Source organism: Dorea formicigenerans, assembly GCF_025150245.1.
GTDB classification, from domain to species: domain Bacteria; phylum Bacillota; class Clostridia; order Lachnospirales; family Lachnospiraceae; genus Dorea; species Dorea formicigenerans.
Genome location: NZ_CP102279.1, coordinates 1,667,187 through 1,692,577, shown reverse-complemented (window position 1 = coordinate 1,692,577; position 25,391 = coordinate 1,667,187). Strand labels below are relative to the sequence as shown.

Below are 25,391 nucleotides of genomic sequence, written 5' to 3'. Positions count from 1 at the left end.
GATTAATAAAATGAATCGTGCGGTCATATATTTACTACAAAAGTATGTGTTGGAGCATGGATTATGAAAAAGTTTCTGGTGTGGTTATTCTGCTTGATTCTACTGACACAGCCGGTTTTTGCGCAGTCTGAAAAACTGATTATTCTGAATACGAATACGGGACAGAATACAGACGCAGACACTGGCCAGAACGCTGGAGCAGGAGAGCAGAATTCATCGGATACAACAGAAAATACAGATAATGTAAATACGCAGCAGACGGGAAATGTGGACATCTCCGCACCGTCTGCTCTTTTAATGGAAGCATCTACGGGACAGGTAATTTATGAAAAAGATGCAGATTCCAAGAGACCGCCGGCAAGTGTCACAAAGGTCATGACATTGCTGCTGATTTTTGATGCGCTGCAAGAAGGAAAGATACATTTAGAGGACGAGGTGACAACGTCGGAATATGCGGCTTCTATGGGTGGCTCCCAGGTATTCTTAGAACCTGGTGAAGTGCAGACAGTAGAGACACTGATAAAATGTATTTCCGTAGCCAGTGCAAACGACGCGTGTGTCTGCATGGCAGAGTACATTTGTGGAAATGAACAGGAATTTGTAAATCAGATGAATGAGCGGGCGAAGGGTCTTGGCATGGAGAATACACATTTTGTCAACTGTAACGGACTTGACGCAGAGGGACATGTGACGACGGCAAGGGACATTGCGCTAATGTCCAGAGAGCTGATCCATACATATCCACAGATTTTTGATTACTGCAATATCTGGATGGAGGATATTACGCACACGACGAAAAAGGGCTCTACACAGTTTGGACTTACAAATACGAACAAAATGATCCGGCAATACGAATATGCGACTGGGCTTAAGACGGGGTCGACCAGTCAGGCAAAGTTCTGTATTTCTGCAACAGCAAGGAAAGATAACACGGATATGATTGCTGTCATTATGGCGGCAGATGACAGCAAAGCAAGAATGAGGGACGCAATTACACTGCTGAATTATGGATTTGGAAAATGTCAGAAGTATCAGGAAGATACAGTAAAGAAAATCCAAGATGTGCCGGTAAAACATGGAGTTGAAAAGAAAGTTGGCGCCGCGCAGATGGAATTATTTTCTTATGTAGATGTGACAGGTGCAGATTTATCTACGATAAAGAAAATAGTAAAATTAAAAGAGAATGCGACAGCACCGGTCAGACAGGGGGATAAAATAGGCGAAGTAATTTATTCGCTGAATGGAAAAGAGATTGGCAAAGTAGACATTCTTGCAACAGAAGATGTAGAAGAAATCAGTTACGGAAGTGCCATGAAAGAAGCCGTGCGTGGGTGGACATTATAATTAGTCATTGCTAAATGAAAGTGATTGTGATTATATTATATTGACAGCGGAAATATCCGGGCACCTTAAAGCAATAGGATATTTTTAAATTACTAGAAATGAGATAACAAACGAGGAGAGAAACATATGGAACTGGGTCTTGTATTAACACTATGTGGTCTGGGAGCAGCGTTCTGGCTTCCGGCGATTATTATAGGTTTGATTTCACATGGAAAAAAGAAAAACTGTACGATGAATACGGTCGGGCTGGTCATAAGAATCAACAGCAAATCATCGGGTGATGGAAGTTTGAGCTTTTATCCGGTATATGAATATTATGCAAATGGAATGAAATATACGAATGAAGGTGCGTCCATCAAGCACTGTGTTCCACAAGTCGGTACAAAAGTTCCGGTCATGTACAATCCGGCAAAGCCAAAGCAGTCTTACATTCCGGGATATGATAATAAGGTCTATAAGATTCTTGCGATTGTATTTGGAATTATTGGGTGCATACCGATTCTTGTATGTATAGGAATTTTTATTTTTACATGTTTATAATATTAACAGAAATGAACTGAAAAACCTCCCTCACTGTAAATCAGTGAGAGAGGTTTTTCATGATTAAATCGCTCTTGTATATTCAGCCAGCCATTTGCGTTCATCTTCTTTCATATGTGGTGCAAGTGTTTCGTATACGCGCTTGTGGTAAGCGTTTAGAAGTTCTTTGTCTTCGATGGTCATCATTTCAGGTACGACTGCGTCCAGATCTATCGGTACAAGTGTAATTGGTTTAAAGTATAAGAATCTTCCATATGCGGTTGTCTCGCCTTCGCAGATCATAAGTTCATTCTCTGTACGAATTCCGTGAGAACCGGCAATGTAGACACCTGGTTCGTCAGTGATGATCATTCCCGGCTCCAGGGCAATGTCCTGAATTGGAGCCTTATTTCCGAGATAACGGCGGAATCTTGCCGGTTCTTCGTGAATGTTCATAAGATAGCCAACGCCGTGTCCGGTTCCGTGATTGAAGTCTAATCCACGTTTCCAAAGTGGAAGACGTCCGATAACATCTAAACTTCCACCAGTAGTACCATATGGAAACACTACATTTGCCAGATGCAAGTTACATAAAAGAACGGAAGTAAAGTCTTCTTTCATATTCTGTGGAACATTTCCAAATGCAAAGGTTCTTGTAATGTCTGTGGAGCCTTCCAGATAACCGCCGCCGGTGTCTGTAAGGAAGAGACCATTTTCCGTGACTGGTACATTGCTATCTTTGGTTGCGCTGTAGTGAACAATTGCTGCGTGTTCGGCAGAGGCACAGATTGGCTCGAAGCTCTGCCAGAGATATTCGTCCTGTTCTTTCCGAAATTCTTCCAGTTTGTCGGCTGCACTAAGTTCCGTGACAGGAGATTCAGAAGAGATACCAACGTGTGTCTTTAGCCAATGCATAAAACGAGTCACAGCAACCCCATCTTTGATGTGAGCCTGTTCGATATTGTGAAGTTCTGTTTCATTTTTTACAGATTTCATCAATACGGAAGGATTTTCGCTTTCGACAACAGAGACTCCTTCTGGAATGCAGTTACGAAGCGCATAGTTAATACGAGACGGGTCTAAAAGGACAGTCTCTTCTGAATCCAGATGCTTTAAATCTTCGTAAATATCATTGTATGGGTGAAATGTAATTCCGGCAGCAGTCAGGTTATTACACATTTCTTCGGTCAGCTTCTGCTTATCAACGTATAGTTTCATCTCATCCATGGTGATGATGGCGTAGGAGAGAAGAAGAGGAAAATAGTCAATGTCCCGTCCGCGCAGATTGGTAATCCAGCAAATGTCATCCAGGGCAGCAACGACATGAGTAGTAGCCCCGTGTTGCTTTATAGCTTCACGGACGCGGGCAAGTTTTTCCGTTGTAGAAGCACCGGTGTATTTTAATTCCAAGGCAAATGCCGGTTTTGTTGACAGTGCCGGGCGGTCTTTCCAGATCAGGTCGATCAGATCTTCGGAAGTAACAATATGACCATGCTTTTTCTCGGCAATTTCCTGATATGCCTTTCCGTTTTTCATAGAGATGACACGTCCGTCAAAACCGATTGTACCATGTTCCGGTAAATGTTTTTCCAAGAACTCGTTGATACTCGGGACACCTGGTTCCAGCATGCGATAGAGAGTAACCGGAGTGCCTGAAAGCTGTTGCTCGGCCTGTAAGAAATAACGTCCGTCTGTCCAAAGTCCGGCGTGATCTAAAGTAATAATCGCGGTTCCGGCGGAACCATCAAAGCCTGTAATAAATGTTCTGGCCTGAAAATATGCCCCGACATTTTCACTTTGATGAAAATCATCAGTCGGAACAATATAGATATCGTATCCGCGCTCCTTCATAAGTTTTCTCAGCGCGTCAATATGTTCTGAAACTGTCATGATAAAAACCTCCTCGACATGATTTCTAAATCAGTATATAATAATGCAAGGGTGTAAAGATGCATCATAGTTGGGTCTTTTAATCCCGACACCATCATCATTATATAGTATAAATGGACAAAATTCCAGCAAGGAGCTTTTTTAATGTTAAAAGGAAATGATTTAGAGAGTAAAAAATATTTTTTGTTTGATATAGACGGGACACTTGCCATTGATGACACGATTTATGATGGCAGCCGGGAGTTGCTTGATTATATTGAAAGCATTGGCGGACGAGCTTTTTATATTACGAACAATTCGGTCAAAAGCCGAAAAGATTATATAGAGAAATTTAAGAAATGGAATATTTCCGCAGTAGAAAATCAGTTTGTGACTGCATCTTATGCAACATGTAAGTATCTGAAGGAGCACTATGAAGATAAGAAACTGCTTGTAGTAGGAACGCCGTCTTTTGAAGATGAGTTAAAAAGCTTTGGACTAAAGCTGACCCACGAGGCAGAGGAAGATGTAGCATGCGCAGTTGTGGGATTTGACAGAACACTTGTCTACGAAAAAGTCGAAGAAGCATGTAAGGCATTATTTCGTCCGGAAGTGGATTTTGTCGGAACAAACCCAGATTACCGGTGTCCAACTGCATTTGGCTTCGTCCCTGATTGTGGAGGAATTTGCGAGATGTTGAAAGTGACAACAGATCGGACACCTTACTATGCAGGTAAGCCGAATGCACAGATTGTAAAAATGTGTATGGAGCAGGTAGGTGCGAAACCAGAGGAAGTGCTTGTAGTTGGCGATCGCCTTTACACGGACATTGCATGTGGAATTAACGCGGGAGTGGAAACGGCTCTTGTGTATACAGGAGAGGCAAAGCCAGAGGATCTGGTGGCGACAGAATTTATGCCGGATTATGCATTTGAAAATATCCGAAAGCTGTATGAGGCATTTCGGAAAAGCCGGGAAGCGGTGACGGAAGGGAAAAATCCAGACATACAGATGTGTTCAAAACAGATATAAATAAACGTGTGATAAACAAACGTAAATAAATGGAAGAATAAATCAGGAGAATATCTATGTCGACAACAGGAATCATAATCGGAATACTGGTGGCAGCAGTACTTCTTGTATTTGCGGAAATGTATCGGGAACTTCATACATTTCGCGTGACTCGTTACCAGGTGGCGTCACCGAAGCTTGCAGGGGAGAAAACATGGGTCTTTTTAAGTGACCTGCACAATCAGGTCTATGGAGTGAATAATTGCAGATTAATTGATGCAGTGAAAAAAGAGTCACCGGATCTGATTCTAATCGGTGGGGATATGTTAGTTGGAAAGAACGGACATTCCTATGAACCGGCCCTTGCCTGTGTGAAAGAGCTTGTGAAAATTGCACCAGTTTACTATGCAAATGGAAATCATGAAGAGCGTATGAAATTAAAACCACAGAAGTATGACCAGTCTTATGCTTTATATCGGGAAAAATTGCTGAATCTGGGAGTACATCTTTTGGAAAATGAATCGACAGTTTTAAGTGATGAATCAAAAGTCCGCCTGACGGGGCTTGAGATTCCACTGGAGTGTTACACGCATTTGAAACGAAGAGAGATGCCAGAGGGAGCAATAAAAGAGCGGATCGGAAATCGGGATCCGGAAGCATTTCAGGTTCTTCTCGCACATAATCCTTCCTATATGAAAGAATACCTTGCCTGGGGAGCAGATCTGATCCTAAGTGGGCATCTGCATGGAGGTATGGTGAGAATTCCGGGAATCGGAGGTGTGATTGGACCGGATTTTGTATTATTTCCAAAGTATTCAGGAGAAATGCGGCGCGTGGGAGACCAGACTGTCATTGTAAGTAAAGGGCTTGGAACCCACACCATTCATATCAGGCTCTTTAATCCGGCAGAGGTTGTTGTTCTGAGTTTAAATAATTGTTGAGAAATGTGAGAGAATCAAGTATAATAGATTGTCAGACCTAAAAGTCATGGAAATTTATGGAGAGTAATGAGACATGGGAATTCCGGTAAAATTGCAGGTGTTCGAAGGACCTCTTGACCTGCTGTTACATTTGATCGATAAAAATAAAATAGATATTTACGATATTCCTATTGTGGAGATTACGAACCAGTATATGGATTATATCAAAGCCATGGAACGGGAAGATCTCAATGTGATGAGTGAATTTCTTGTCATGGCAGCGACACTTTTGGATATCAAGTGTAAGATGCTGCTTCCGAAGGAAGTAACAGAGGATGGGGAAGAGGAAGATCCAAGACAGGAACTGGTAGAACAACTTCTTCAATATAAGATGTACAAGTATATGTCCTATGAGCTTCGTGACCGAGAGCTGGATGGTGGCCGGACGATGTACAAAGATCCGACTATCCCGGAGGAAGTCATGGATTATGTGGAGCCGGTAGATTTGGACGAACTTTTAGGAGATCTGACATTGGCAACACTGAACCGTGTTTTTCAGGACGTGATCAGGCGTCAGGAAGACAAGATCGATCCGGTAAGAAGCAAATTTGGTAAATTAGAGAAAGAAGAAGTTACGGTTGAGGAAAAGCTGGAGACTGTGACAGATTATGCAAGGGAACACAAGCATTTCAGTTTCCGCACACTTTTGGGCAGCCAGAAGTCCAAGATGCAGACTGTCGTAACATTTCTGGCAGTGTTGCAGTTGATCAAGGAAGGAATCCTGATCGTACAGCAGGAACATGCATTTGATGATATTATGATTACTGCAAATCTTTAACGAAGTGTAGTATTAGTTGGAGAACCGTCTGGATGGTTTTGACAGAAGTAAAAGTGGTTCCCTTAAGAAAAGTCATCAGATTTATATCAGCTGGGAGATGACTCCCACCTCTATAGGTGGTGAGAAACAAGCTGGTATCAGTGGTGGGAGTCAATCCCCCAGCTGATATAGCCTCCGGCAGGATTGCAGAGGTGCGCAGTAGAAGTATGTCATGCAATTGCATGACGCGCACCTCGCAGCAAGAATGCCGAGGCATTCTTGAAAGATGGAGTGACTAAGAAATTATATGGGTAAAAAAACGGAGATAGGTAAGATGGAGGCTGTGATAGAGGCCATTTTATTTACAATGGGCGAATCAGTGGAACTTAAGAAGATCGCGGCGGCGATTGAGCACGATGAAGCGACTACAAGAAAGATCATTCATCGGTTGCAGGACAAATATGAAGCAGAGGACAGAGGCCTTCGTATTATTGAGCTGGAAGACTCCTTTCAGTTGTGCACGAAGCGGGAGATGTATGACTATCTCATTCGTATTGCAAAACAGCCGAAGAAATGTGTTCTGACAGATGTTCTGCTGGAGACATTATCAATCATTGCATATCGTCAGCCGGTGACAAAGCTTGAAATCGAAAAAATTCGTGGAGTCAAATCAGATCACGCGGTAAATAAACTGGTAGAATATAATCTTGCCTGTGAAGTGGGAAGACTGGATGCACCGGGACGGCCGATTTTATTTGGCACAACAGAAGAATTCTTGCGAAGATTCAGTATTCAGTCTATCGAAGATCTTCCGAGCATGCAGCCGGAACAGGTAGAAACATTTAAAGAAGAGGCAGAGGAAGAAGTACAGCTTAAATTAAATGTATAAACAGATATAGTAAATGAAACAGATAAAGTAAAGAAGAGATACATATTTGTGCGCAGAGTATCATAATCTGTAAAGATAACGGTGCTTCAGGGTACTGGATATGAATCAGAACAAAATAAAAATTATCGCAGTCTTACTTTTGTTATGCATATCTGCCGCCTGGCTGGAAAGATATGAAATTCAGGAATCGGGTCAGAATCTATCGGGTCAGATGGCTGACAAAATGAAACAAAATACAGACGAGCCACAAAATCTATACGCCCAATCGGCAGTCCTTATGGATGCTGACAGTGGGCGTGTTTTATTTGGAAAAGAAGAGGAAGCCATAAGGCCTATGGCAAGCACCACAAAGATTATGACCTGCATCATAGCACTGGAGCATATGACAGATAATGAGATAGTCACAGCGTCCGCATATGCTGCCAGTCAGCCGAAAGTTCATCTGGGTGTCCGGGAAGGGCAGCAGTTCTATCTGAGGGATATTTTATTCTCGCTTATGCTGGAATCGCACAATGACAGCGCAGTTATGGTTGCAGAGGAGATAGCCGGAAGCGTGGAAGCATTTGTAAAAATGATGAATGAAAAAGCAGAAGAACTGGGGCTTACTAAGACACATTTTGTAACGCCAAACGGACTGGACGGAGAGGATGAAGGCGGCGTGCACGCCACAACAGCCATGGAACTGGCGAAAATTATGAAATATTGTATTATGGATTCTCCGGAAAAAGAAATGTTTCTGGATATTACCGGAACGAAAGAATACCATTTCCGGGATCTTAAAGGAACTTCTTCTTATACATGCACGAATCACAATGCTTTTCTGACTATGATGGACGGGGCGATTTCTGGCAAGACCGGTTTTACGGCAGATGCAGGATATTGCTATGTCGGTGCACTCAGACGTGATGAACGGACATTTATCGTGGCATTGCTTGCCTGTGGCTGGCCGAATCATAAAGGATATAAATGGAGTGACACGAAGAAACTTATGGAATATGGACTTGCGAATTATGAGTACCGAAACGTATGGCAGGAGCTTCCAAAGCAGGAGATTGTTGTAAAAGATAGTGGTAACGACCAGAACATTTATCAGAAAAACAGCGTGGCTGAGGTTGAAATTCAACAGAAGCCGGAAGTGTTAAAAGTATTATTAAGAACTGATGAAAATGTAGAGATTTCCGTGCAGATGGAAAAAGCTTTGTCTGCACCGGTAGAAAAAGGGCAGAAAGTGGGAGAAGTGCGGTACATATTAGATAAAAATATTATTGGAAAATACGATGTTTTGACAAGAAGCGGGCTTAAAAAACGGACATTTTCCTGGTGCCTGAAAAGATGTATGGAGCGCTTTTTTGGCTATACAAGATGGAATACATTCTTCGTGGATTTGCGTTGACGGAGATCGAAAACCATGATACAGTTAACATTGTCAGGGGAAACAATTCTTACACACTTTTTCTTGTTTTTTCTATTGACAATTTGCGGCGGTTATAATACTATATTAATCAGATACCGAACATTCGTTCGGAGAATATCAAGGAGATTTAATTATGGCGAATAATGAAGATAAGAAGAAAGCCTTAGATGCGGCTATTGCAAAGTTAGAGAAGGATTTTGGTAAAGGTACGGTCATGAAGCTTGGAGACCCGGCAGCCCAGGTATCAGTGGAGACAATTCCGACAGGATCTTTAAGTCTGGATATTGCACTGGGACTCGGAGGTGTTCCAAGAGGACGTGTGGTTGAGATCTACGGACCAGAGTCCAGTGGTAAGACAACAGTTGCACTGCATATGATTTCGGAAGTTCAGAAAAGAGGCGGGATTGCAGGGTTTATTGATGCTGAACATGCCCTTGATCCGGTTTATGCGCGTAACATTGGAGTAGATATTGATGAACTTTACATTTCACAGCCTGACAGTGGAGATCAGGCGCTTGAGATTGCTGAGACAATGGCGCGTTCCGGCGCGATGGATATTATTGTCATTGACTCTGTTGCAGCGCTTGTACCGAAGCAGGAGATTGAAGGAGATATGGGAGATTCCCATGTAGGACTTCAGGCAAGACTGATGTCCCAGGCACTACGTAAGCTGACTCCTGTTATCAGCAAGTCTAACTGTGTGGTAATCTTTATCAACCAGCTCCGTGAGAAGGTTGGTATTATGTTCGGTAATCCGGAGACTACGACCGGTGGACGTGCATTGAAGTTCTATGCATCTGTCCGCATGGACGTCAGAAGAATCGAGACGCTCAAGCAGGGCGGAGAGATGATTGGTAACAGAACCCGTGTGAAGATTGTGAAGAATAAGATCGCGCCTCCGTTCAAAGAGGCAGAATTTGATATTATGTTCGGAAAAGGTATTTCAAAAGAAGGAGATATTCTGGATCTTGCAGTAAATCTTGGACTTGTCAACAAAAGTGGTGCATGGTTCTCCTGTAATGGAGATAAGATCGGCCAGGGACGTGAGAATGCTAAGATTTATCTCACAGAGCATCCGGAACTTATGGAGTCTTTGGATAAGCAGATTCGTGCACACTATAATTTTGACGGATCAGCATCAGAGGAAGCGGATACAAAGGAAGGAAAAAGCAGTAAAGCTGACAGTGCGGTCAAAGTAGCAGCAGAGGCAGAAAAAGAGGACTAACAGATGGTTGTCACAAGAGTTGAAGCTGTGACAAAGACAAAGTATAAGGTATATGTAGATGGACAGTTTGCTTTTATATTGTATAAGGGGGAACTGTCCCGTTTTCATATAGCCGAAGATCAGGAATTGTCGCAGGAAAGCTATGAGAAGATTCGAACAGAGGTTATATTAAAAAGAGCAAAGCTTCGGGCAATGCATCTTTTGAATGATATGTGGCGTACAGAGGCGCAGCTTAGGGAGAAACTTACGCGTAATGAATATCCGGCAGATATCGTGGAGGCTGCAATCAGTTATGTAAAATCTTTTGGTTATATCAATGATTATGAATATGCAAGAAGTTTTATTGAATCAAGGAAAGAACGAAAAAGCAGGCGGGAGATTTATATGCAGCTTGTGGGAAAAGGAGTGTCCAGAGAACTAATTGATGAAGCATTTGAAGAGAGCTATGAGCGTGAAGATTCTACGGAGGCAATTCGCAGACTGCTAGAGAAAAAGCATTATGATCGGGAGAATACGACGCCGGAGGAAAAGAAAAAAATAATGGCGTACCTTGTCAGAAAAGGTTTTGGCTATGATGATATCAGAAGAACCATGCAGATATATGAGTGTGAGATGTACAGTTGATATAAAGAAAACATATTTAAATTATAGAAGTTTCCAATGGTTAAGCTTGACATCTTTCACAAAACAGTATAGAATTTAACTGTTGTATTTGTACAATGAAAACTAAATAAGGAGGTGCTCCTGTGCCGATAGGAATAGTAATTGCTGTTGCAGTAGTGCTTATCATTGTATCAGCAGTCATCAGTCACTTTGTGACCGTTTCCAATCTGAAGAAGAATGCAGAATCTAAGATTGGTAATGCGGAGAACAAAGCGCGTGAGATTATCGATGATGCAGTGAAGACAGCCGAGGCTAAGAAGAAGGAGTCTCTCTTGGAAATTAAAGAGGAATCAATCAAGAATAAGAATGAACTTGAGAGAGAGTCAAAGGAACGCAGATCTGAATTACAGAGATATGAGAAGCGTGTACTTTCCAAGGAAGAAGCTTTGGATAAACGGTCTGAGGCAATTGAGAAGCGCGAAGCAAGCTTTAAAGCAAAAGAAGAACAGTTGAAGCAGCGTGAGAAGAAAGTTGACGAGCTGAGTCAACAACGTGTACAGGAACTAGAAAGAATCTCAGGACTTACCTCCGAACAGGCAAAAGAATATTTGTTAAAAACTGTTGAAGAAGATGTGAAACATGATACTGCGAAGATGATCAAAGAGATGGAAGCGCAGGCAAAGGAAGAAGCAGATAAGAAGGCAAAGGAATGTGTTGTCACTGCTATCCAGAGATGTGCAGCAGATCATGTAGCTGAGACTACGATTTCTGTAGTTCAGCTTCCGAATGATGAGATGAAGGGAAGAATTATTGGTAGAGAAGGACGTAATATCCGTACTTTGGAGACACTGACAGGTGTGGAACTGATTATCGATGATACCCCGGAAGCTGTTGTATTATCAGGCTTTGATCCAATCAGACGTGAAGTTGCGAGAATTGCGCTTGAGAAGTTGATCGTTGACGGACGTATACATCCGGCAAGAATCGAAGAGATGGTAGAAAAAGCGCAGAAAGAAGTCGATTCTATGATTCGCGAGGAAGGAGAGTCAGCTGCACTTGAAGTTGGTGTTCATGGAATTCATCCAGAGCTTATCAAGCTTCTTGGTAGAATGAAGTTCAGAACAAGCTATGGACAGAATGCATTGAAGCATTCTATTGAAGTGGCACAGTTATCCGGACTTCTTGCTGGAGAAATCGGTCTCGATGTCAGAGTGGCTAAGAGAGCCGGACTTTTACATGATATCGGTAAATCAATCGATCATGATGTGGAAGGATCACATATCCAGATCGGTGTTGACCTTTGCAGAAAATACAAAGAGTCAGCAACCGTTATCAATGCGGTTGAAGCCCATCACGGCGATGTAGAGCCGGAATCCCTGATTGCATGTGTTGTACAGGCTGCTGATACGATTTCTGCAGCAAGACCGGGTGCAAGAAGAGAAACATTAGAAACATACACAAACAGGTTAAAACAATTAGAAGATATCGCCAATCAGTTTAAAGGCGTTGAGAAATCTTTTGCAATTCAAGCAGGTAGAGAGATTCGTATCATGGTAGTTCCAGAACAAGTATCTGATGCAGACATGGTATTGCTGGCTAGAGATATTGCGAAACAGGTTGAATTTGAACTTGAATATCCAGGTCAGATTAAGGTAAATGTAATTCGTGAATCAAGAGTTACAGATTATGCCAAGTAGAAGATAAATGATAAGGAATCATCACATATAAAGCATAAAAGCTTATGGTGATGGTTCCTTTTTTGTATAATAAGAAATTGCTATAATAGTCCTAAAATGCTACAATTATGGTTGATAGTAAATAAAAGGAGATGTATGTGATGGATTTCAAAGAATATATCGTACAGAGAATCGAAGAGATGCCGCTTGTGACGCTGGCAACGGAGGAAAAAGATGGGGCAGTCTGCATCGATTTTACAAAAGTGGATGAGAAGATGTACAATGGAGTTCTGATTGGAAATACGGCAAATGCTGCGAAGATTCTGACAGAGGAATATATGACGGCTGTGACACCGGACGCAGAAAAAGACCAACTGCTGTGGTTCACTTATGAAGGTATGACAGAAAAAGCTCTCAAGAAGAAAATGAATATGATGGAAGCATTTGTATCATCTATATAAGAAAGGTGGCTGAATTATGAGCGAAGAAGTGAAGCGTGTCGGAAGAGATCTGGCATATGAAGGAACAGTCATAAAAGTTTATAAAGACCATATGAAATTTGCAAATGGTAACACGGCAGAATGGGATTTTATCCATCATGACGGGGCAGCCGCAGTTGTTCCGGTCATGGATGATGGAAAAATTCTCATGGTTACCCAGTATCGTAATGCGTTGGAGCGAGATACGCTTGAAATTCCGGCAGGGAAACTGGATGCGCCGGGAGAGCCTGGAATTGAATGCGCTTCCAGAGAACTGGAGGAGGAGACGGGATATAGTTCAGAGGATCTTGAATGGTTGATTACACTTCGGACAACAGTGGCATTTTGCGATGAGAAGATTGATATTTACGTTGCGAAAAATTTGATTCCGTCACACCAGCATCTGGACGAGGATGAATTTATCAATGTGGGAGCTTACACCATTGATGAATTGAGAAAAAAGATTTATTCCGGTGAGATTGAAGATTCCAAGACGGTGGCAGCACTTCTCGCATATGCGGACAAATATGGAAAATAGCAATCTGCAGACATCAGTGTTTACATGAGATGGAAAAGCAGATTTATGAACAAAGAAGAATCACAACAAGTAAATAAGAATATCTAGAAAGTCCAGGCATATAAATAGAGGGAGACTACATGCAAAAGTATCTGAACAGGAGGTTACGTGTGTGAAGATACAAAGAAGGCAAAGGTATCCTATTCTGATTTATATGCTGGGCTTTTTTCTTGGAATCATATATTTGAATGTTGCTTCGACCAGGTATGTTGTAGATGTAGGAATCTGGAGCGAGTGGTTCAGAAGCCAGTATCTTGGCTATGATTTGAAATCTTTTGATTATATGTGGTATGTAGCGCAGATACGCCTGCTTCCGGCAGGCGGACTTGCAATACTTGGTGGGACAAAGTTCCGGAAAATAGCAGCTTATCTGTTTCTTTTATGGGCTGGACTGGCAAGTGGCATGATTCTGACATCGGCACTTCTTATGCTGGGAGTCAAAGGATTGATATTATGCGTTATAAGTATGCTTCCGCATTTTTTGTGCTATATACCGGCTTATGCAATGCTTTTACTATATTTGTTCCGATATCCGGTGAGCGAATGGAATTCTACGAAGACGTTAAGTTTTGTATTATTTCTTACTATGGGAATTGCATTAGAGTGTCTGGTCAACCCGGTATTGCTAAAAATGTTTTTAAGAACATTATAAAAACTAGCATTCTTTTATGTGTTGTAATGAGAGATTAAAAGCATCTGGCGTAAATGATAGCTTATATACAAAATCCCGGTTACGAAAAGGAATATCTGGCTTGCCAGAAGGCAATGCAGGTATCCCGGGATTCCAAAATATACTGTAAAATATAAGACACCAATGATTCGAATGAAAAGACTTAGCGTATTTAGCAAGAAAGAAATGCCAGTTTTTCCGAGACCATGGATAATGCTGATGAGTGCACTGTTGGCGTATAAAAATGGACACATCCAGGAAAGGGTGCGTATGAACTCTCCGGCAAGAGAGCTATGGAAGAGCAGTCTTCCTAATACGGGACCAAGTAGAAAGAATCCGGCCAGGCATCCAGTTCCAAGAAAAATGCAACCACAGAGGGAACTTCGAATCATTTTCTTTATGCGTTGTACGTTTTTTTGAGTCTGGGCTTCTGTGATAGCAGGTAAGAGCATTGTGGAAGCAGAATTAGTAAGAGCGGATGGAAACAGAATACAAGGAAGAGCCATGCCTGTCAGGACACCATAAGTACTCAGGGCATCTGAGGTGGAAAGCCCGTAAATTAGTAAAGAAGCAGGGATAGAGACTGCTTCGATACTTTGCAGTATATTTAAAAGTATACGATTACCGGTAAGGGGAAGAGACAGTTTTATAAGCTCTTTTGCATCGGAAAACATTTGCTGTAAGGAAAGGGAAGACGGAATAAGAAAATGAAGCCCAGGTTTATTACGAACGCATTTTAGACTATAAAGGGCAGAAGCTATTTCACCGAATATCAACCCCAGAACAGCAATCCAGATGCCGGAAGATCCTTCGGTGTGGTTTAAAAACTGACAAATAACGAGAACACTGAAAATACGTACAGTTTGTTCTAATAATTGAGAGGATGAAGGAATTTTGGTGTCTTTTAGGCCGAGGCAGTATCCGGTAATACAGCTATGTATAGCACTGAAAGGAAAAACGTAAGAAAGCAGGATCAGAAGATGTTCACATCTTCGGTCGCCAAGTACAGAGCCAGCCAAAAATGGCGCGAATTTTTGCAGAAAAATTGTAAAACAGCAGGAGACGGACAACGTGATGAGAAGTCCGGTATAGAGAAGCTGGCGGGCTTCTTTTTTTCTGCCCTGAACAAGACGGCTGGCAACACTGCGGGAGAGAATCGTCTGGATTCCGGCACAAGTTGCGGAATAGCCAAGAGCATAAATGGGAAAAATAAGCTGGTAAAGTCCGACCTGAACCGCTCCAAATGTATGGCTTAGGAAAATGCGATAAAAAAACCCCATAAATCTGGTGAGCAGACCTGTAACGGTTAAAATAAATGTCCCTTTGATAAGTGGATTGTGTAACTCCATGAAAGTACCTCAAAAGATGCCTTTATTTCTTTATTATATTCGTAGGAAAAGCTTGACAGAACGGAAAATGGGTGATATTCTACTTAAAGTAAATCCCCAGTATTTTGCTAGGGATTGGAAAAGAAGGTGAAAATATTGAAACTGTCGACAAAAGGAAAGTATGGTCTGCGAGCCATTATCGATTTGGCGAGATTTAGCGAGAAAGAACCGGTATCCATCGGCTGCATAGCCACGAGACAAAAATTGTCTGAGCGATATCTGGAACAGCTTTTTGCATTACTGAAAAAAGCAGGGCTTGTAAAAAGTATCCGGGGAGCGTCCGGAGGATATGTGCTTGCCCGTGATGCGTCAGAAATATCGGTAGGCGATGTACTGCGTGCCCTGGAAGGCAATCTGGAACCAGTAAGATGCGCAGCATTTTATTCAGAAGAAGGGTGTATGGCTTCAGATGAATGTGTCACAAAGTATGTATGGCAGAAAATCAACGACAGTATTAATAAAACCGTAAATGAAATCAAGCTGGATGAGCTTGTAAAAGAAAGCAAAGAACTGAATCCGGAGGGTGTTATCCACGGAGAATGCAGTCAACAATAGAGAAAGAAGGGTAATGTAAGATGTCTAAATTAATTTATCTTGATAATGCGGCAACAACAAAGACAGCTCCAGAGGTTGTAGAGGCTATGCTTCCTTATTTTACAGAATACTATGGAAATCCTTCCAGCGTATATAGCTTTGCAGCACAGAATAAAGAAGTGATCACACAGCAGAGAGAAATCATTGCAAATGCGCTCGGTGCCAAAACAGAAGAAATTTACTTTACAGCAGGTGGTTCAGAGTCTGATAACTGGGCATTGAAAGCAACTGCAGAGGCTTATGGAAATAAAGGAAAACACATCATCACAACAAAGATTGAACATCATGCAATTCTTCATAGTGCCGAGTATCTTGAAAAGAGAGGATACGAAGTAACTTATCTGGATGTAGATGAATATGGTGTAGTGAAATTAGATGACCTCAAAGCAGCAATACGTCCGGACACAATCCTGATTTCTGTGATGTTTGCAAATAACGAGATTGGTACGATCCAGCCAATCAAAGAGATTGGTGAGATTGCTCATGAGCATGGTATACTATTCCACACAGATGCAGTACAGGCATTTGGACAGATTCCAATCAATGTTGATGAATGTCATATTGATATGTTGAGTGCCAGTGGTCACAAATTAAACGGACCTAAGGGAATTGGATTTCTTTACATCCGTAAAGGGGTTAAGATCCGTTCATTCGTTCATGGCGGAGCTCAGGAGAGAAAACGTCGTGCCGGAACAGAAAATGTACCGGGAATCGTGGGAATCGGAACAGCAACTGAGCGTGCGGTCCGCACGATGCAAGAACGTACAAAGAAAGAAACAGAAGTACGTGATTATCTGATCAAACGTGTTTTAGATGAGATACCGTATACAAGACTGAACGGACATCCAACAAAGAGACTTCCGAACAACGCAAACTTCAGCTTCCAGTTCATCGAAGGAGAGTCACTTCTGATCAGATTGGATATGAAAGGAATCTGTGGTTCCAGTGGATCCGCATGTACATCAGGATCTTTAGATCCGTCCCATGTACTTCTGGCAATCGGACTGCCTCACGAGATCGCACACGGATCACTCAGACTGACTTTGAATGAGGAAATCACAAAAGAAGATATCGACTACGTTGTAGACAGTCTGAAAGAAATCGTGGCTTATATCCGTCAGATGTCACCACTTTATGAGGACTTCTTAAAAAAACAAAAATAGATAATAAATCACAAACATCAGGAGGAAATATAAATGTATTCAGCAAAAGTAATGGATCACTTTGAACATCCAAGAAATGTAGGAGAGATTGAGGATGCCAGTGGAGTAGGAACTGTTGGAAATGCAAAATGTGGAGATATTATGAGAATTTATCTGGACATCGACGAGAACCAGATCATTAAAGATGTAAAATTCAAGACATTTGGATGCGGAGCAGCAGTTGCAACAAGCAGTATGGCAACTGAGATGGTAAAAGGAAAGACGGTTCAGGAAGCGATGGAGGTTACGAATAAAGCGGTTATGGAAGCACTTGACGGACTTCCGCCGGTAAAGGTACACTGTTCCCTTCTTGCAGAGGAAGCAATCCATGCAGCACTGTGGGACTATGCACAGAAGAACGGTATTACAATTGAAGGACTCCAGAAACCAAAATCAGATATTCACGAAGGTGAAGAGGATGAGGCAGAAGAGTATTAAATCGCAAAGGTAGATGTGATGGAGAAGAAAAAAGTAGTAGTAGGAATGTCCGGTGGTGTGGATTCATCGGTGGCTGCTTGGCTTTTAAAGGAGCAGGGATATGATGTGATCGGTGTGACCATGCAGATCTGGCAGGATGAAGATGAATTCAAGCAGCAGGAAGAAGGCGGATGCTGTGGACTTTCCGCTGTGGAAGATGCAAGACGGGTAGCTGCCCGTCTGGGCATTCCTTATTATGTTATGAATTTTAAAAATGAATTTAAAAAATATGTCATCGATTATTTTATCGATGACTATTTGCATGGAAGGACACCGAATCCATGTATTGCCTGTAACCGTTATGTAAAATGGGAATCTCTGCTTACAAGAGCGATGGAGATTGGTGCAGACTATATTGCGACCGGTCATTATGCACAGGTAGAACAGCTTCCTAGTGGAAGGTATTCCATTAAGACTTCCGTGACGAGCATGAAGGATCAGACTTATGCGCTATATAATCTGACACAGGATCAGCTTAGTAAAACACTGATGCCAGTCGGAAAGTATAGCAAAGACGAAGTACGTAAGATGGCTGAGAATATCGGACTTCTGGTTGCTCATAAACCAGACAGTCAGGATATATGTTTTGTTCCGGATGGAGACTATGCCACATATATAGAAGAAAACACTGCGGCAGGTTCAATCCGGCCGGGAAACTTCGTGACTTCCGATGGAACGATTGTAGGACAACATAAAGGAATCATACATTATACAGTGGGGCAGAGAAAGGGTCTTGGATTATCTCTGGGACATCCGGCATTTGTACTGGAAATCCGTCCAGAGACAAATGAAGTAGTTGTGGGAACCAATGAAGAATCCATGTCCAGATATGTACGTGCTAATCATGTGAATTTCATGTCGGTTGCTGACATTGATGGGAAGAAGCGTGCGTGGGGAAAGATCCGCTATAATCATAAAGGTGCATGGTGTACAGTCGAACGTACAGGTGAAGACGAAATTTTATGTACATTCGATGAACCGGTACGTGCGATTACACCGGGACAGGCACTGGTGCTTTATGATGGAGAATATGTTCTTGGAGGAGGAACGATTCTATGAAAACAGATGCACATATGCACAGCAGCTTTTCTTATGATGCAGAGGTCTGTCCAAAGAAAATGATAGAAGCTTCCATCCAGAAGGGTTTAAAAGCCATCTGCTTTACAGATCATTATGACAAAGATGACGATCAGTGGGGCGAGGGAGAGCAGATTTTTGATGTAGATGAATATTTTACAACTATGACAAGGCTAAGGGAACAATATCGGGATCAGATAGAGGTCCGGATAGGGGTTGAACTTGGTCTCAGACCGCATCTTGCAGAATATTACAGCAGGTTCGTTCCAAAGTATCCATTTGATATGGTGATTGGATCGGTCCATTCGGTTCACGGCGTAGACCCGGCGTCCGAAAAGCTGTTTGAAGGAAAGACTGATGCGCAAGTATACAGGATGACCTTTGAGGAGAGTCTGGAGGATATCAGACATTTTCATGATTTTGATGTTATGGGACATCTGGATTATGTGGTAAGATATGGTAAGAACAAAGAAAAAGAATATTCGTATAAGATGTTTGCAGATGAGATAGACGCTCTTTTAAGAGAACTGATCGAACATGGCAAAGGACTTGAGCTTAATATGGCAGGACTCAAATATGGACTGCCCTTTGCACATCCGCATCCGGATATTCTGAAGCGTTACAGAGAGCTTGGAGGCGAAATTGTTACAGTTGGTGCAGATGGGCATCGGCCAGAGCATATTGCATGGGAATTTGACAAGGCGTGTGACATTTTAAAAGGGTGTAATTTTAAATATTATACAGAATTTAAGGAAAGAAAGCCGATTTTTTTGACACTTCGATAGAATTCGAAAAGAGACTTGAATTTTTGTACTTTCTTTAGTACAATGAAAGAGGTTGATGAATCTTTAACAAACTTTTGTTGAAGATATCAGCATAGAATAAAATGCAAAGAACTAAATTTAAAACTTTAGGAGGAATTAATCATGGCAGTAAAAGTAGCGATTAATGGTTTTGGACGTATTGGACGTTTAGCTTTCAGACAGATGTTTGGAGCAGAGGGATATGAGGTAGTTGCAATCAACGACCTGACATCTCCTAAGATGCTTGCACACCTGTTAAAGTATGATTCTTCTCAGGGAAGATATGCTTTAGCTGATAAGGTAGAGGCTACAGAGGATTCTATCATTGTTGACGGAAAAGAGATCAAAATCTACGCAAAAGCTAATGCTGAGGAACTTCCATGGGGAGAAATCGGTGTAGACGTTGTTCTGGAGTGTACAGGATTCTATACATCTAAAGAAAAATCCATGGCACATATCAAAGCAGGAGCTAGAAAAGTTGTTATTTCCGCACCAGCTGGAAAAGACCTGCCAACAATCGTATATAATGTAAACCACAATGAGTTAAAACCAGAGGATACAGTTATTTCTGCAGCTTCTTGTACAACAAACTGTCTTGCACCTATGGCTAAGGCACTGAATGATCTTGCACCGATCAAATCTGGTATCATGAGCACAATCCATGCTTACACAGGAGATCAGATGACTCTTGATGGACCACAGAGAAAAGGTGATTTAAGAAGATCTCGTGCAGCAGCAGTTAATATTGTACCAAACAGCACAGGTGCTGCAAAAGCAATCGGTCTTGTTATTCCAGAGCTGAATGGAAAACTCATCGGTTCTGCACAGCGTGTACCAACACCTACAGGATCAACAACAATCCTTACAGCAGTTGTAGAGGGTAACGTAACAGTAGAGCAGATCAATGAGGCTATGAAAGCAGCTTCTAATGAGTCATTCGGATACAACACAGATGAGATCGTATCCAGTGATATCGTTGGAATGAGATATGGTTCACTGTTCGATGCAACACAGACAATGGTTATGCCACTTGACAACGGAACAACACAGGTTCAGGTTGTTTCCTGGTATGACAACGAGAATTCTTACACAAGCCAGATGGTAAGAACAATCAAATACTTCTCAGAGCTTGCATAAGATTTCGAGTATTTCATAAAGACTCACAAAGGGTCCGGTCTAATATGGACCGGATCCTTTTTAAGTAATAGAAATATAATTTTATTGCTTAAAAAGCATTTGGCAGAACAAGCCAGAGTATATTCATTTTGAGAATGGAGAGAATGTTATGTTAAATAAAAAATCAGTAGATGATATCAATGTAAAAGGGAAAAAGGTTCTTGTAAGATGCGATTTTAACGTACCACTTATTGATGGAAAAATCACAGACGAGAACCGTCTTGTTGCTGCACTTCCTACAATTAAAAAGCTGATTGCTGACGGAGGAAAGATCATCCTTTGCTCACACCTGGGAAAACCTAAGGGACAGCCAGTACCGGAGTTATCTCTTGCACCAGTTGCAGTACGACTCTCAGAGCTTCTTGGACAGGAAGTAAAATTTGCAGCAGATCCTGAGGTTGTAGGAGCTAACGCAAAAGCAGCAGTAGCCAATATGAAAGACGGAGATGTCATCTTACTTGAGAATACACGTTACAGAGCAGAAGAGACAAAGAATGAAGATGCTTTCAGCAAAGACCTTGCTTCTCTTTGCGAAGTATTTGTAAATGATGCATTTGGCACAGCACACCGTGCACACTGCTCTAACGTAGGTATTACAAAATATGTGGACACAGCAGTTGTAGGATATTTAATGCAGAAAGAGATTGATTTCCTCGGAAATGCAGTAAACAATCCGGAGAGACCGTTTGTAGCAATTCTCGGTGGAGCAAAGGTATCCAGCAAGATTTCTGTAATAGAGAACTTGATCGATAAAGTCGACACACTGATCATTGGTGGTGGTATGTCTTACACATTCAGCAAAGCTCAGGGCGGTACAGTTGGAGATTCTCTTCTTGAAGCTGACTACTGCCAGTATGCACTTGACATGTTAAAGAAAGCACAGGAGAAAGGTGTAAAACTTCTTCTTCCTGTAGATACAGTCATTGCAGATGATTTCTCCAATGGAGCAAATAAAAAAGTTGTAAAAAGCGGTGAGATTCCGGACGGATGGCAGGGACTTGATATTGGACCTGAGACAGAGAAAATTTTCTGTGACGCAGTAAAAGATGCTAAGACAGTTGTATGGAACGGACCAATGGGCTGCTTCGAGATGCCGAACTTCGCACATGGAACAGAGGCAGTTGCAAAAGCACTTGCTGATACAGATGCAGTTACAATCATCGGTGGTGGAGATTCCGCAGCAGCAGTGAACCAGCTTGGATATGGCGACAAGATGACACACATTTCCACAGGTGGCGGAGCTTCTCTGGAATTCCTGGAAGGAAAAGAATTACCGGGTGTTGCAGCTGCTAACGATAAATAGGTGAGGAAAACCAAGTATACACTCGTATCCAATGTTTTTCTTTGATTAATTTCAGAAAAATACTGAACAATAAAATTTAAATTAGGAGATAAAATCATGGCAAGAAGAAAAATTGTTGCAGGTAACTGGAAGATGAATAAAACTCCAAGCGAGGCAGTTGCTCTTGTAAATGAGTTAAAACCTTTAGTTGCAAATGACGAAGTAGATGTAGTGTTCTGTGTACCGGCAATTGATATTATTCCAGTTGCTGAGGCAGTAAAAGGGACCAACATTCAGGTTGGCGCTGAGAATATGTATTTTGAAGAGAGCGGGGCTTACACAGGCGAGATCTCACCAGCTATGTTGGTAGATGCAGGTGTCAAATATGTTGTTCTTGGACATTCTGAGAGAAGAGAGTATTTTGGTGAAACAAATGCTGATGTCAATAAGAAAATCCTGAAAGCATTTGAGCATGGTATTACACCAATTATGTGCTGTGGTGAGACACTAGAGCAGAGAGAGCAGGGTGTGACAATGGATTTCATCCGCCAGCAGGTGAAAGTCGGATTCCAGAATGTGACAGCAGATCAGGCAAAAACAGCAGTTATCGCTTACGAGCCAATCTGGGCAATTGGAACAGGTAAGACAGCAACAACCGAGCAGGCTGAAGAAGTATGCGCAGGTATTCGTGCATGTATCGCTGAAATCTATGATGAGGCAACAGCAGAAGCTATCCGTATTCAGTATGGCGGATCTGTAAATGCTGGAAATGCAGCAGAATTGTTCGCACAGGCTGATATCGATGGAGGACTTGTAGGTGGAGCATCTCTGAAAGCAGATTTCGGAAAAATTGTAAATTACAAGTAAGATTTTGAATCGCAGGGGGCGGCAGACACTTCCTGCGATTTTTACCCTGACTCGTCAAAGAGTCTTAAGGTATGATCAGTTTACGAAAATAAACAGCGCTAGAGGATAGTATTATGATATATAAAGAAATACCAATTCAAGTGGAAGGTTCTGATAAGACGAGCCGAGCACAGTTTTATATACTGGATACACTTCCGGACGAGATGAAGATCCAGAAACGGCCGATCATTCTGATTTGTCCGGGCGGAGGATATCACATGGTCAGTTACCGGGAAGGAGAACCCCTTGCCATGCATTTTTTGAGTCTGGGCTATCATGCATGTGTGTTACAGTATTCCGTGTCACCGGAGGCATTTTATCCGACACAGCTTTTGGAAGTGACAGAGAGTGTCAGACAGATTCATGAACATGCAAAAGAATGGTATATTGACACAAAGAAAATTGTACTGGCGGGAGCTTCAGCAGGAGGACATCTGGCGGCTAATTACTGTGCATTTTGGAAACGCGAGTTTTTGGTGGAGAAAAGTGGTATGCCAAGAGAGATGTTAAAGCCAAGAGGCCTGATCCTCTGTTATCCGGTTATCACATCGGATCCGAAATATGCGCATATGCCAAGCTTCCAGAATCTTCTTGGAGATACAGTAGAGGAAGAGGCTTGGAACTTATCTTTGGATCATCAGATTACAGATTCCATGCCGCCTTGTTTTATCTGGCATACAGCAACAGATCAGACAGTACCGCTGCCGAATTCTTTGCTGCTTGCCATGGCATTATGGAAAGCAGGCATTCCGGTGGAGCTGCATGTGTATCCGGAAGGGATTCATGGACTCAGCCTTGCCAATGAACTGGTAGAATGTCTGGATGGAAGGGGTGTACAGGAGGAATGTACAAGCTGGATTTCGCTTGTTGATACATGGCTTGACAGACTTATGAAGAAAGAAGGAGAAGAATAATGAGCAAGAGACCAACAGTTCTTATGATTTTAGATGGTTACGGTTTAAATAATAATCAGAAAGGAAATGCTGTAGCTGAAGCAAAGACTCCGGTTGTGGATAAGTTAATGGCAGAGTATCCATTTGTAAAAGGATATGCAAGCGGACTAGCTGTCGGACTTCCGGATGGACAGATGGGAAACTCTGAAGTCGGACATCTGAATATGGGTGCCGGACGTATTGTATACCAGGAATTGACAAAAATCACAAAATCTATTCAGGATGGAGATTTCTTTGAGAACAAAGCACTGCTTGCAGCGTGTGAAAATGTAAAGAAAAATGATTCTGCACTTCATTTGATGGGACTTGTATCAGATGGAGGAGTACACAGTCATATTGAGCATATTTTCGGACTTCTTGAGCTGGCAAAAAGACAGGGACTTAAGAAAGTTTATGTACACTGCTTCCTGGATGGACGTGATACACCACCGGCATCAGGAAAAGAGTATGTAGAGCAGTTAGAAGCTAAGATGAAAGAAATAGGTGTTGGTAAAGTAGCGTCTGTTATGGGACGGTATTATGCGATGGATCGTGATAATCGCTGGGATCGTGTAGAAAAGGCATACCGTGCAATTGCATACGGAGAAGGCGAAAAGGCAACAAGCGGACCAGCCGGAATCCAGGCATCTTATGATAAAGATACAACAGATGAGTTCGTTCTGCCAACAGTTGTTGAAAAAGATGGAGCTGCGCTTGCAACAGTCAAAGAAAATGATTCCATCATCTTCTTTAATTTCCGTCCAGACCGTGCGAGAGAAATTACAAGAACATTTTGCGATGATAAATTTGAAGGCTTTGACAGAGGCGAGAGAATTAAGACAACATTCGTATGCTTTACAGAGTACGATGTGACAATCGAAAATAAACTTGTGGCATTTGTAAAAGAAAAGATTACCAATACATTTGGTGAATTCCTTGCAAAGAATGGACTTAAACAGGCACGTATCGCCGAGACAGAGAAATATGCACATGTGACATTCTTCTTTAACGGTGGAGTTGAGGAGCCGAATGAGGGCGAGGATAGAATCCTTGTGAAATCTCCGAAGGTGGCAACTTATGATCTGAAACCGGAAATGAGTGCTTATGAAGTATGTGACAAATTAGTTGAAGCAATTGAATCTGATAAATATGATGTGATTATCATCAACTTTGCAAATCCAGATATGGTCGGACATACTGGCGTAGAAGGAGCTGCAATCAAGGCTATTGAGGCGGTTGATGAGTGTGTAGGAAAAACAGTTGAAGCAATTAAGAAGGTAGATGGACAGATGTTTATCTGTGCAGACCATGGAAATGCAGAACAGTTGATCGACTATGAGTCAGGCGAACCATTCACTGCTCATACAACAAATCCGGTTCCATTTATTCTTGTAAATGCAGATCCTGCATATAAATTAAGAGAAGGCGGATGCCTTGCAGATATTGCTCCGACATTGATTGAATTAATGGGAATGAAACAGCCAGCAGAGATGACCGGAAAGAGCCTTTTAGTGAAATAGTCGGTGAAAAATTGTAAGGGG

General features: G+C 42.0%; 25 protein-coding genes. 23 read left to right on the top strand and 2 right to left on the bottom strand.

Translation table 11 applies throughout. The features are described 5' to 3' along the window. Positions 1 to 63 precede the first annotated feature (63 nt). Positions 64 to 1,344, top strand: coding sequence for a D-alanyl-D-alanine carboxypeptidase family protein (locus tag NQ560_RS08315; RefSeq protein WP_005330333.1), 1,281 nt, complete (start codon positions 64 to 66; stop codon positions 1,342 to 1,344). A gap of 126 nt (positions 1,345 to 1,470) precedes the next feature. Then, positions 1,471 to 1,884 carry a DUF3592 domain-containing protein gene (locus NQ560_RS08310; RefSeq protein WP_005330335.1) on the top strand — a complete coding sequence of 138 codons (414 nt, stop codon included), beginning with the start codon at positions 1,471 to 1,473 and terminating at the stop codon, positions 1,882 to 1,884. Positions 1,885 to 1,947: 63 nt separating this feature from the next. On the opposite strand, the gene NQ560_RS08305 is transcribed toward NQ560_RS08310, so the two are convergent. Continuing rightward, positions 1,948 to 3,753 (bottom strand): aminopeptidase P family protein, encoded by a 1,806-nt coding sequence (locus NQ560_RS08305; RefSeq protein WP_005330336.1) that lies wholly within the window; start codon positions 3,751 to 3,753, stop codon positions 1,948 to 1,950. Positions 3,754 to 3,897: 144 nt separating this feature from the next. Between NQ560_RS08305 and NQ560_RS08300 the strand changes: the two genes are divergently transcribed. The 11 genes from NQ560_RS08300 (at position 3,898) to NQ560_RS08250 (ending at position 13,995) form a co-directional block, all read left to right on the top strand. Next, entirely contained in the window at positions 3,898 to 4,764 is an 867-nt protein-coding gene (locus NQ560_RS08300; RefSeq protein ID WP_005330337.1) for an HAD-IIA family hydrolase, read from the top strand. A 56-nt stretch (positions 4,765 to 4,820) separates the two neighbouring features. After that, complete coding sequence (locus NQ560_RS08295; protein WP_005330339.1) at positions 4,821 to 5,684, top strand: metallophosphoesterase; 864 nt, start codon at positions 4,821 to 4,823, stop codon at positions 5,682 to 5,684. A gap of 73 nt (positions 5,685 to 5,757) precedes the next feature. Then, the gene (locus tag NQ560_RS08290; RefSeq protein WP_005330340.1) at positions 5,758 to 6,501 is read left to right on the top strand and encodes a segregation and condensation protein A; all 744 of its coding nucleotides are present in this window, start codon (positions 5,758 to 5,760) and stop codon (positions 6,499 to 6,501) included. Positions 6,502 to 6,787: 286 nt separating this feature from the next. After that, complete coding sequence (gene scpB, locus NQ560_RS08285) at positions 6,788 to 7,369, top strand: SMC-Scp complex subunit ScpB (protein WP_005332498.1); 582 nt, start codon at positions 6,788 to 6,790, stop codon at positions 7,367 to 7,369. Between the two features lie 100 nt (positions 7,370 to 7,469). Beyond that, complete coding sequence (locus NQ560_RS08280; protein WP_005332500.1) at positions 7,470 to 8,762, top strand: D-alanyl-D-alanine carboxypeptidase family protein; 1,293 nt, start codon at positions 7,470 to 7,472, stop codon at positions 8,760 to 8,762. A 154-nt stretch (positions 8,763 to 8,916) separates the two neighbouring features. Then, a complete protein-coding gene (recA, locus tag NQ560_RS08275) occupies positions 8,917 to 10,008 on the top strand; it encodes a recombinase RecA (RefSeq protein ID WP_005332501.1) in 1,092 nt (363 codons plus the stop codon). 3 nt (positions 10,009 to 10,011) lie between these two features. Next, a complete protein-coding gene (locus tag NQ560_RS08270) occupies positions 10,012 to 10,632 on the top strand; it encodes a regulatory protein RecX (protein WP_005332503.1) in 621 nt (206 codons plus the stop codon). A 122-nt stretch (positions 10,633 to 10,754) separates the two neighbouring features. Further along, positions 10,755 to 12,308, top strand: coding sequence for a ribonuclease Y (rny, locus tag NQ560_RS08265; RefSeq protein WP_005332505.1), 1,554 nt, complete (start codon positions 10,755 to 10,757; stop codon positions 12,306 to 12,308). A gap of 140 nt (positions 12,309 to 12,448) precedes the next feature. After that, positions 12,449 to 12,748 (top strand): hypothetical protein, encoded by a 300-nt coding sequence (locus NQ560_RS08260; RefSeq protein ID WP_022279035.1) that lies wholly within the window; start codon positions 12,449 to 12,451, stop codon positions 12,746 to 12,748. 16 nt (positions 12,749 to 12,764) lie between these two features. Then, a complete protein-coding gene (locus tag NQ560_RS08255) occupies positions 12,765 to 13,304 on the top strand; it encodes an NUDIX hydrolase (protein ID WP_005332516.1) in 540 nt (179 codons plus the stop codon). A gap of 151 nt (positions 13,305 to 13,455) precedes the next feature. Next, positions 13,456 to 13,995, top strand: a complete 540-nt coding sequence (locus NQ560_RS08250) for a hypothetical protein (RefSeq protein WP_005336570.1) — start codon at positions 13,456 to 13,458, stop codon at positions 13,993 to 13,995. A 14-nt stretch (positions 13,996 to 14,009) separates the two neighbouring features. Here NQ560_RS08250 and NQ560_RS08245 read toward each other — a convergent pair whose 3' ends face one another. Beyond that, positions 14,010 to 15,362, bottom strand: coding sequence for a polysaccharide biosynthesis protein (locus NQ560_RS08245; RefSeq protein ID WP_040015435.1), 1,353 nt, complete (start codon positions 15,360 to 15,362; stop codon positions 14,010 to 14,012). Between the two features lie 135 nt (positions 15,363 to 15,497). Here NQ560_RS08245 and NQ560_RS08240 point away from each other — a divergent pair, with 135 nt between their 5' ends. From NQ560_RS08240 to gpmI, 10 genes are all read left to right on the top strand, one after another. Further along, a complete protein-coding gene (locus NQ560_RS08240) occupies positions 15,498 to 15,956 on the top strand; it encodes an RrF2 family transcriptional regulator (protein ID WP_022279039.1) in 459 nt (152 codons plus the stop codon). 20 nt (positions 15,957 to 15,976) lie between these two features. Then, complete coding sequence (nifS, locus tag NQ560_RS08235) at positions 15,977 to 17,158, top strand: cysteine desulfurase NifS (RefSeq protein ID WP_005332535.1); 1,182 nt, start codon at positions 15,977 to 15,979, stop codon at positions 17,156 to 17,158. Positions 17,159 to 17,191: 33 nt separating this feature from the next. Beyond that, positions 17,192 to 17,635: a Fe-S cluster assembly scaffold protein NifU gene (gene nifU / locus NQ560_RS08230; RefSeq protein WP_005332537.1), complete on the top strand. Its 444-nt coding sequence runs from the start codon at positions 17,192 to 17,194 to the stop codon at positions 17,633 to 17,635. Positions 17,636 to 17,653: 18 nt separating this feature from the next. Beyond that, positions 17,654 to 18,733 carry a tRNA 2-thiouridine(34) synthase MnmA gene (gene mnmA / locus NQ560_RS08225; protein ID WP_005332539.1) on the top strand — a complete coding sequence of 360 codons (1,080 nt, stop codon included), beginning with the start codon at positions 17,654 to 17,656 and terminating at the stop codon, positions 18,731 to 18,733. Continuing rightward, positions 18,730 to 19,536 (top strand): histidinol-phosphatase HisJ family protein, encoded by an 807-nt coding sequence (locus NQ560_RS08220; protein ID WP_005332541.1) that lies wholly within the window; start codon positions 18,730 to 18,732, stop codon positions 19,534 to 19,536. The genes mnmA and NQ560_RS08220 overlap by 4 nt, the downstream gene beginning before the upstream one ends. 141 nt (positions 19,537 to 19,677) lie before the next feature. Further along, positions 19,678 to 20,691: a type I glyceraldehyde-3-phosphate dehydrogenase gene (gene gap, locus NQ560_RS08215; protein ID WP_005332543.1), complete on the top strand. Its 1,014-nt coding sequence runs from the start codon at positions 19,678 to 19,680 to the stop codon at positions 20,689 to 20,691. 148 nt (positions 20,692 to 20,839) lie between these two features. Next, positions 20,840 to 22,033 (top strand): phosphoglycerate kinase, encoded by a 1,194-nt coding sequence (locus NQ560_RS08210; RefSeq protein WP_005332544.1) that lies wholly within the window; start codon positions 20,840 to 20,842, stop codon positions 22,031 to 22,033. Between the two features lie 96 nt (positions 22,034 to 22,129). Further along, positions 22,130 to 22,879 carry a triose-phosphate isomerase gene (gene tpiA / locus NQ560_RS08205; RefSeq protein ID WP_005332546.1) on the top strand — a complete coding sequence of 250 codons (750 nt, stop codon included), beginning with the start codon at positions 22,130 to 22,132 and terminating at the stop codon, positions 22,877 to 22,879. Between the two features lie 113 nt (positions 22,880 to 22,992). Beyond that, positions 22,993 to 23,832 carry an alpha/beta hydrolase gene (locus NQ560_RS08200; protein WP_005332547.1) on the top strand — a complete coding sequence of 280 codons (840 nt, stop codon included), beginning with the start codon at positions 22,993 to 22,995 and terminating at the stop codon, positions 23,830 to 23,832. Further along, positions 23,832 to 25,370: a 2,3-bisphosphoglycerate-independent phosphoglycerate mutase gene (gpmI, locus tag NQ560_RS08195; RefSeq protein ID WP_005332548.1), complete on the top strand. Its 1,539-nt coding sequence runs from the start codon at positions 23,832 to 23,834 to the stop codon at positions 25,368 to 25,370. Before NQ560_RS08200 ends, gpmI begins: the two co-directional genes overlap by 1 nt. Positions 25,371 to 25,391: the final 21 nt, after the last annotated feature.